A 7,726-nucleotide genomic window follows, 5' to 3' on the forward strand; every position below is an offset into this window, starting at 1 on the left:
AAGGTGACGACGGCCAACGCCTGGTTCGCGGCCCGTCCGTCGGGCACCGAGGACGTCTACAAGATCTACGCCGAGTCGTTCCGCGGACCCGAGCATCTGGCCGAAGTGCAGCGGGCGGCGCAGGACATTGTCGATAAAGTCGTCGGATGAGTCGCTGGTCAGCGACTTTGAACGCGGATTGCCGGTGGTGTAGCTTCGATGGGCACACCTCAACGGGGCTATGGCGCAGCTGGTAGCGCACCACACTGGCAGTGTGGGGGTCAGGGGTTCGAGTCCCCTGAGCTCCACCGAGAAACCGCAGTTCAGAGCGTTTTCACGGAATGTTGGTCAACATCGTGGTCAACATGGTCAACATTTCCGGCGTATTCTGCTTGCATGGCGACGCTTCGGCTGCGCACCCGTCGAGACGGCAGCGCGTACACGTCCGTGCTGTTCAGGGTGAACGGCAGGCAGTCGTCGCTGTCCTTCGACGAGCACGCGAAGGCGGTTCGGTTCAAAGACTTGGTGAATCAGGTCGGCCCGGCAAAGGCTATCGAGGTCGTTGCTGCGACAGAACGTAGCGGGTCGGCTCTGACGGTCGAGGAGTGGATCGGGCATCACATCGACCACCTCACCGGTGTGGAGTCGGAGACTATCCGGCGCTATCGGTCGTATCTAGCCAACGACATCGCACCCACCTTGGGTGCCACACCGCTGGCGGCGCTATCCCGCGACGAGATCGCGCTATGGGTGAACGCGATGTTCGAGGAGGGTGCCTCCGGCAAGACGATCGCGAACAAACAACGGTTTTTGTCGGGAGCCTTCAATGCGGCCGTCGCCGCCGGCCACCTCACGAAGAACCCGTGCCATGGAGTGCGGCTGCCGCGATGGGAGCGGCGCGAGATGGTGTTTTTGACCGAGTCCGATTTCGCCATTCTGCTCAACGCCGTCACCGAGTACTGGCGGCCGTTTGTGATGTTCCTCGTGGCATCCGGGGCGAGGTGGAGCGAGGCGACGGCATTGCAGCCGGGCGACGTCGACCAGGTGCAGGGCACCGTGCGGATATCCCGCGCGTGGAAAGTCACCAACGACGGACTGAAACTCGGCCCGCCCAAGTCAGCCAAGTCCGTGCGCACCATCAACGTCGCCGACAGCGTTCTGGCCAAGCTCGACTGCACCGGTGAGTGGCTCTTCACGAATCGAGCCGGAGACTTTGTCCGCGCACAGGGCTTCAGTCGACGAGTCTGGGCGCCGGCGGTCAAACGGGCGAAACTTGGCAAGTCGCCGCGGATCCACGACCTGCGGCACACCTGCGCGTCGTGGATGATCGCCGACAACGTGCCGCTGGCGGTCGTGCAGCATCACTTGGGCCACGAGTCGATCGAGACCACGGTGGGCACCTACGGACACCTGGACCGGCGAAGCGCGCAGGCCGCCGCTGCGGCCATCAGCGCTCGACTGGCAGCTGGGGTGTAGCACCGATGTGTAGTAGAGAAAATTTTGTGGTCGTCGGGCGTCGCGTAACGCGTACCCCGCGTTTATCGTTAATGAATGGACCGTGCGGCACGGGTTACGCGGCAAGGCAACGAATGTGGTTCGTTGTTTCCGCAGCCGGGTCGTGTCAGAACATGTTTGGCGCGTCCTGCGGAGATTCATGGTGACCGAGCCGCTGACATATGACCTTGCCGAAGCCGCCGAGCGAATCGGCGGGGTGTCGGAGAAGTGGTTGGCCGCTCAACTTCGTGCGGGAAAGCTACCGGGACGCAAAGTCGGTCGGAGTTGGCGGATGACGGCTGGCGATATAGATATGGCCGTCGAGATGTTCCGCGTTGTGCCTCAACCGCTTTCGCTGGAGCAACCCGTTGAGCCTGTGGACGTGAGCCCGTCAGGTCTGACCCCAACCAGCCGGCGGCGCTTCGCCTCGTAGCGCCGGTGCACTCAGGTCCGGTAACAGCTTGCGGCGACTTGTCAGCAAGCTTCTTGCGCCGTCAGTATGCGTCCTTTAGGCTTGAAGCCTAAGAGATACATTCTTAAGGATTAACCGATGGCGCCACAGCGTAGTACGCAGCTCCCTGCCGGGCTGGCTCGCGTTCCCTTGAGGACTGTACGTGCGCAGCACGCGAACGACATCTACGCCTATCCCGGTCAGGAACTCGCCAGACTGACCGACAGGGGCCTGCTTCACCGCGTGGCCAAAGGCTTCTACGTGGTGGTTGCCCAAGACATGGTGGGCCGCGAATGGCGGCCCAATCTGGAGGCGACTGCCGTGGGGATCGCTTCGGCCGTCTACGGTCCCGCGAATGCGGTCCTGATGGGTGTCAGCGCAGCGAGAGCACACGGGGCCATTCCGCGCGCCGTGGCTACAGCTGTGGTGGCCGTGCCGGACCAACACCGGGCCATCACGTTGATTGACCGTCCCGCCCTCGTCCGATTCGTCAAGCGTGACACCAAGATACTGGATGCGGAGCGCATCGAAACCTCACTCGGGCCAGCACTGGTGACCAGCCCGGAGCAGACTGTCCTCGATCTGGCGCACCGCCCGGGACTGGGCGACGCCGAAGTTGAGGTCGCGTCGGCTGTCACGGTCCTTTACCCCCGCTGCGACAAGCAGCGGCTGAAAATGCTTGCCGCAGACCAGCGTAGGATGGCCTCGCTGCGCCGGGCTGAACTATGGGCTCGCGCAACGTGAACGATGACGAGGGTGAGCGGGTAGCCGCACAGTTCGGGGTCGCGGCTGAACAAGTGGAACGTGACCACTTCGTCTCACATGTGCTCGCGTTCCTCAGCCGGCGGTTTATCGACCAGGTCCACACTTCATCGGTCGAACGGCCCTTGCCCGCACCTACCTGCCGTACGGGAGGCTCAGCGAGGACATCGACTTGATCGCTATCGACGACCGCAAGGCCCTCGCCGAGCAGCTTGATCGTGAACTGCCCCGCGCGTTTGCGCGCACCCACGGCCGACTCAGGGTCGAACCGCCGCTGAGTGCGGTAGCACACACCTTCCCGGTGGTGCTTGAAACGATGAGCGGGCTGTCGGTTAAGGGTCAGCTCTTGTCCTCGCGGGGCCGCGCGATTTGGCCCGCAGAGCGCCGTCAGCTTATTCAGCGCTACGGCGATGCCCCAGCCGCAGAATTGGTCGTCCCGACACTGCCCGCGTTCGCCGCGTCCAAGACTGCACGTGGGCCGACCGACACGCCGCCGGAGATCTCTGGGACCTGTGGGCGCTCAACGGCCTCCATGCCATCGATGCCGCGGCCGCCGACTTGTACCGGCACTACGGACCCACCAACCAATTGCCGGGGGACTACGTCTTCGAAACGGAGCCTTCAGACGCCGAATGGCAAGCTCAACTTGCCGGCCAGACACGTCTCACGGTCACGGCACCCGAAGCGGGCACGAGACACGCCCTAGCTGATCCGAAGCAGGCGATTAGGCCTACTTGCCCTTGCTTTTCTCCTTACTCTGCGCCAGGTCGCTTGCGGCAATGCTCTTTTGAGCCTTCGTTGACTTTTTGTTGGCGAGCTGCTTGCCAGCGAGGCTGGCATCTTTATTACCTGTAGCCATCCGATCTTCCTTCCAGCGATGAATTGTGAACTCGCCCGATGCGACGACTGTCTCACTGCCCACCGACAGTGGGGATCTGAGACACACGATGTGAGGTGTGAGGAATGAGACGCCGCGTCAGGGGGACACCGCGTCATCAGGGAGTGGAGCATCAAAGGGGTGTCTCGTTTCTTTACAAACGAGACATTCCATAGCGGACCTTGAACATGAGGTCGTTGGAGGCGTTATGTCACTACCGGTCCCTACGATTCGGTCATGAATGATGACACGACTGCACAGATTGGCCTGATGGCCGTCGCCGCGATCGACCTGCTGATCGACGCGGTGAGTCAGATTCAGCCGGAAAGCTGGGACAACCCTTCGAACCTTGACGACTGGAGCTTGCGTGACCTGGTGGGTCACGTAACCGGCAGCGCAACGAAGATCGTTACTCTCGCCGAAGACGGAGAGCTCTGGGACGGCCCATCCGAGCCGGCCGACTGGACATACGACGACCCAGTGGGAGCTCTGCGTGAGCTGGCGACTCGACTACAGGATGCTCTGCCCACAGCCGACTTAGACGCGTTGCGGATCTCCCCGGAGGGCGAGGTCCCGCTGCGCCGAGCGCTTACGTACCCCGTTTCGGACTTGGCCCTACACAGTTGGGACATACACCGCTCACAAGGCCAGTTGGTCGAGCTGCCCGGCGATCTGCTCGCCCTATGTACAGGGCTTGTGGGGTCGGTGCCAGAAGCAGTACTGCGGCGTCCGGGTGGCTTCGGACCAGCCCAACCCGCGCCAATAGACTCCTCGCCGACCAGCCGGCTCATGGCCTTCCTCGGGCGGTCAGTCGATGACGGCGGCTAAGTTCGAGCCACCGTCTAAGACAAGGCATCGGATCGAAAGAAGACCTCCGACCTCGTTTCTCTTCAAGTGAGACACGGGTGTCCGGCCAAGTTTGATTGTCATGCCCCGGGAGGATGCCCCACCCAGGATCGATCAGCTATATGGACGCTCGGCGAACTCGCCGTAGCGTTCCTGAGCGGCCTGGCGGCTGGTGCCGAGCATGGCTGCGATCTGCGTCCACGTGTGTCCGTGCGCCCTGGCCTCGGCCACGGCGTCGGCCAACTCCACCTGGCTCCTGGCCACGGCGCGTACGGCATCGCCGATACGACGCAACCGACTGGCATCGGCGTCTGGCGAAGCAATAGCCGCCGGGTCGAGCGAGTCGAGCCAGCGCTCGGCGGCCTCGGCGGCTTGCTGGAGCTGTTCGCGGGTTCGGGGCATATCCATCACCTCTATAAGTGTTCGTAGAACTTGCGGCGGAGCGCCATGGCGTGGATCGCCATGGGGTGGCCGTCGTCATCGAGAACGACGACCTCGAGGAGCCGGCCCGTCCGGTCGGCACCGATGTAGAGGTCACGGTCGCCCTGGCTCAGTACGCGCATGGCATTGCGGACTGCATGCTCGATGTCCTCGTCGGCAACACCGTGCTTACGGGCGTTATCCGCGATCTCCACTCATGCAAGTTACCTTGCCTAACACGGTCGCGCAAGTTACCTTGCGCGACGCGATAAGCCTGCCGACGGGACCACGACGCGAGACAGGATCTGATCACTCTCGTTTCTACTTAGCTGTGAACAGCCACTAGTCCCTCAGCTCAAGCCTGAGTGTTATCGGACCGCGGAGGTCTTCCTACAGACCGGCCTGGTTGTGGGGCTAGTTAATGTTCGCCCCCTTGCGGCCCTGACGCAGCAAACGCCTATCTCGTTTCTGGACCCAAAGTCCTATCTAGAGACCGAGCGTGTCGCGGCGGGGTCGCAAGGTGAGCGTTCGGTGGGATTAACCGCGTGGTTCAAGCCCGCCTGCACGGATGCAACGCCTCAGATTTTCGCGAGCCGGAGAGCTCTCGTAAAGACCGGCGCCGCGCGGGTCGCTGGGATCGCGAACAGCTCATCGGAGGGAAGGCCATCGAGCCTCGTAAGTAGAGCGCTGCGCATCCTGCCCGGGCCACGGCCCGAAACCTGTTACCCACAACATCATTGGAGGACACCAACGTGAAACTGTTTTGCGGCATCGACTGGGCCGAAGCCCATCACGACGTCGCCATCATCGACGAAGACGGGAAGCTAGTCGCTAAGAAACGCATTCCTGACGACCCCACCGGCTTCACGCAATTGGTCGACATGCTCGCCGAGGCCGGCGACACCGACGATGCCCCCGTTCCGGTCGCGATCGAAACGCCGCGCGGCCTGCTGGTCGCCGCCCTGCGGGCCACTGGGCGGGCGGTCTACGCAATCAACCCGCTGGCGGTGGCGCGGTATCGCGAACGCCATTCGGTCGCCCGGTCGAAATCCGATCACGCCGACGCGATGACTCTGGCCAACATTCTGCGTGTCGACGCGCATCTGCACCGGCCACTGCCGGCTGACAGCGAATTGTGTCAAGCGATCGCGGTGTTGGCGCGCGCTCATCAGGACGCGATCTGGGCCCGCACCAAAGCCATTCAACAGCTGCGTGCCGTGCTGCGGGAGTTTTACCCAACCTTCCTGGCGGCGTTCGTAGGCCGGCTCCCGTTGGGTATCGCCAGCCCGGAAGCCCGCGCGGTGCTGGCGATCGCTCCCACCCCGGCCGCGGCGGCGAGGCTGTCGGTGAGCAGGATCGTTGCCGCACTTCGACGCGCCGGGCGCACCCGAGGTATCGACGCAACCGCAGTTCAGATCAAAGCTGGCCTACGTAAAACCCAACTGCGACAACCAATTCTCGTGGAAAAGGCAATGGGCCAGCATGCCCTGGCCCTCCTAGCCGCACTCGACACCACGTGCGCCAACGTCGACGCCCTCGGCCAAGCATCCGCCGCTCTGTTTGAAACCCACCCCGACTACGAGATCATCACCAGCTTCCCGGGCCTGGCCGACTCCACCGGCGCCCGCGTTCTCGCCGAGATCGGCGATGACCGCACTAGGTTCGCCGACGCCCGAGCGCTCAAAGCCTATGCCGGATCAGCACCAGTAACCCGGGCCTCCGGCCGATCACTGGTCGTCACACGTCGACAGATCAAGAACAACCGCCTGGTCACCGTGGGCTGGCTATGGGCCTTCTCCGCCGCCTCGATCTACGAGCCAGCCCGCCAGCACTACCGCCAGCGGCGCGAACACGGCGACCGCCACGCCGCCGCCAACCGGAACCTCTTCAACAAACTCTTAGGCCAGCTCTATCACTGCTTACAGGAACACCAGGTGTTCGACGGAGGCAAGGCATTCCCCGAATTACCCGCTGCCGCAGCCTGATTGCCGTGCCGGCAAATAGCCGGCTGCCACGTCCCACAAGCTGATCGACGCCGCCCAAGCCCGCTGGCGCGCCGTCGACGCTCCTCGCCTGGTTGCCCGGTCCGCGTCGGCGCCGTATTCAACAAAGGCAAACTGCTCGAGCGCCTCGTCGACATAACACCCACTGAACCCTGCGAATCGACCAAAACGGAGTTCGTCTGAAGCGGATCAGAGGTTTTCAACGAGTTGGCGGTCGTTACCAGGTCTCTTTCCAGACGTGCGGGCAGCGGCGACACTAAGTGGGTGAAGGTTGCGGATTCACGAGCGGCGGCTCGCTTGGCCGACATGAAGAGGGACCCCGTCACGAAGTACTGGGATCCGGCGGAGCCAGCCGACCCTGGCCCAATGCACGCTTGGCTCTACTCTGCTGACCCCGGCCCGCCGATCGACTGTTTTCGTGATGCGCCGAAGGACGTTAACCGTGTGAGGCGCTGGATTCTCGCCCGGGCTGAAACGGCATTGCTCGAGGACCGCGAATTTGTGAGGGCCGCGTGTGGCAGACGAGTCCGAGTCATCTATCTGCACCCGTTCGACACGGCCAAGGCTGGCGTGTGCCCACAGTGTGTGTCGATGGCGCAGCTGTGGCAGGACGACCCTGACGAGTACGACCGACAGGTCAGGCTGCGTAACCAGCGATGGGCTCAACGCGATGCGCAACGCTACGAACAGCACGACGAGTTCGACGACGTAGCGCGTCAAGAGTCCTGCGGTCTAGACCCGATCGACGAGGAGGACGTGCTGCCGTAAGGGACGGATTTCATCAAACTATTGCCGTGCCTGTGACAGGTTAATCGGGGCCATTGCGTTCACGTCGCTCGAAGCCGGGGCTGGGCCGAACTCTGAAGACTTGACAGTTAGCACCATCGGAGGTCT

11 protein-coding genes, 1 tRNA gene and 1 pseudogene are annotated in these 7,726 nt (G+C 63.0%); 10 read left to right on the forward strand and 3 right to left on the reverse strand.

Annotation, left to right across the window (positions count from 1 at the left end):
- The 6 genes from WA317_RS06235 to WA317_RS06260 form a co-directional block, all read left to right on the forward strand.
- Positions 1-150, forward strand: a 150-nt coding sequence (locus WA317_RS06235; protein WP_425172217.1) for a hypothetical protein, incomplete at its 5' end; no start/stop codon positions are given.
- A gap of 64 nt (positions 151-214) precedes the next feature.
- Positions 215-287, forward strand: a tRNA-Ala gene (locus WA317_RS06240).
- A gap of 88 nt (positions 288-375) precedes the next feature.
- Positions 376-1,455, forward strand: a complete 1,080-nt coding sequence (locus WA317_RS06245) for a tyrosine-type recombinase/integrase (protein WP_425172208.1) — start codon at positions 376-378, stop codon at positions 1,453-1,455.
- A gap of 181 nt (positions 1,456-1,636) precedes the next feature.
- Positions 1,637-1,906 carry a helix-turn-helix domain-containing protein gene (locus WA317_RS06250; RefSeq protein WP_425172209.1) on the forward strand — a complete coding sequence of 90 codons (270 nt, stop codon included), beginning with the start codon at positions 1,637-1,639 and terminating at the stop codon, positions 1,904-1,906.
- Positions 1,907-2,023: 117 nt separating this feature from the next.
- Complete coding sequence (locus WA317_RS06255; RefSeq protein WP_425172210.1) at positions 2,024-2,668, forward strand: type IV toxin-antitoxin system AbiEi family antitoxin domain-containing protein; 645 nt, start codon at positions 2,024-2,026, stop codon at positions 2,666-2,668.
- 184 nt (positions 2,669-2,852) lie between these two features.
- Positions 2,853-3,392 carry a hypothetical protein gene (locus WA317_RS06260; protein ID WP_425172218.1) on the forward strand — a complete coding sequence of 180 codons (540 nt, stop codon included), beginning with the start codon at positions 2,853-2,855 and terminating at the stop codon, positions 3,390-3,392.
- Between the two features lie 24 nt (positions 3,393-3,416).
- Here the strand turns inward: WA317_RS06260 and WA317_RS06265 are convergent, their stop codons facing one another.
- Positions 3,417-3,545 carry a hypothetical protein gene (locus tag WA317_RS06265; RefSeq protein ID WP_425172211.1) on the reverse strand — a complete coding sequence of 43 codons (129 nt, stop codon included), beginning with the start codon at positions 3,543-3,545 and terminating at the stop codon, positions 3,417-3,419.
- A 255-nt stretch (positions 3,546-3,800) separates the two neighbouring features.
- On the opposite strand from WA317_RS06265, the gene WA317_RS06270 reads away from it, so the two are divergent.
- Positions 3,801-4,391: a TIGR03086 family metal-binding protein gene (locus WA317_RS06270; RefSeq protein ID WP_425172212.1), complete on the forward strand. Its 591-nt coding sequence runs from the start codon at positions 3,801-3,803 to the stop codon at positions 4,389-4,391.
- A 132-nt stretch (positions 4,392-4,523) separates the two neighbouring features.
- On the opposite strand, the gene WA317_RS06275 is transcribed toward WA317_RS06270, so the two are convergent.
- A complete protein-coding gene (locus tag WA317_RS06275; protein ID WP_425172213.1) occupies positions 4,524-4,811 on the reverse strand; it encodes a hypothetical protein in 288 nt (95 codons plus the stop codon).
- Positions 4,812-4,822: 11 nt separating this feature from the next.
- Positions 4,823-5,044 (reverse strand): hypothetical protein, encoded by a 222-nt coding sequence (locus WA317_RS06280; protein ID WP_425172214.1) that lies wholly within the window; start codon positions 5,042-5,044, stop codon positions 4,823-4,825.
- Between the two features lie 522 nt (positions 5,045-5,566).
- On the opposite strand from WA317_RS06280, the gene WA317_RS06285 reads away from it, so the two are divergent.
- From WA317_RS06285 to WA317_RS06295, 3 genes and pseudogenes are all read left to right on the forward strand, one after another.
- Entirely contained in the window at positions 5,567-6,814 is a 1,248-nt protein-coding gene (locus WA317_RS06285; protein ID WP_425172215.1) for an IS110 family transposase, read from the forward strand.
- A gap of 25 nt (positions 6,815-6,839) precedes the next feature.
- Positions 6,840-7,015 (forward strand): annotated as a pseudogene (locus WA317_RS06290) (IS256 family transposase); the annotation flags it as partial.
- A 408-nt stretch (positions 7,016-7,423) separates the two neighbouring features.
- On the forward strand, positions 7,424-7,600 hold the full coding sequence (locus tag WA317_RS06295; RefSeq protein WP_425172216.1) for a hypothetical protein: 177 nt from the start codon (positions 7,424-7,426) through the stop codon (positions 7,598-7,600).
- Positions 7,601-7,726 lie beyond the last annotated feature (126 nt).

This window comes from Mycobacterium sp. (assembly GCF_049802695.1).
GTDB lineage: Bacteria > Actinomycetota > Actinomycetes > Mycobacteriales > Mycobacteriaceae > Mycobacterium.

Excerpts from the sequence above, each read along its gene's own strand:
- WA317_RS06255 (WP_425172210.1), top strand. The coding sequence starts at position 2,024 with ATGGCGCCACAGCGTAGTACGCAGCTCCCTGCCGGGCTGGCTCGCGTT.
- WA317_RS06295 (WP_425172216.1), top strand. The coding sequence starts at position 7,424 with ATGGCGCAGCTGTGGCAGGACGACCCTGACGAGTACGACCGACAGGTC.
- WA317_RS06265 (WP_425172211.1), bottom strand. The coding sequence starts at position 3,545 with ATGGCTACAGGTAATAAAGATGCCAGCCTCGCTGGCAAGCAGCTCGCC.
- WA317_RS06270 (WP_425172212.1), top strand. The coding sequence starts at position 3,801 with ATGAATGATGACACGACTGCACAGATTGGCCTGATGGCCGTCGCCGCG.
- WA317_RS06245 (WP_425172208.1), top strand. The coding sequence starts at position 376 with ATGGCGACGCTTCGGCTGCGCACCCGTCGAGACGGCAGCGCGTACACG.
- WA317_RS06275 (WP_425172213.1), bottom strand. The coding sequence starts at position 4,811 with ATGCCCCGAACCCGCGAACAGCTCCAGCAAGCCGCCGAGGCCGCCGAG.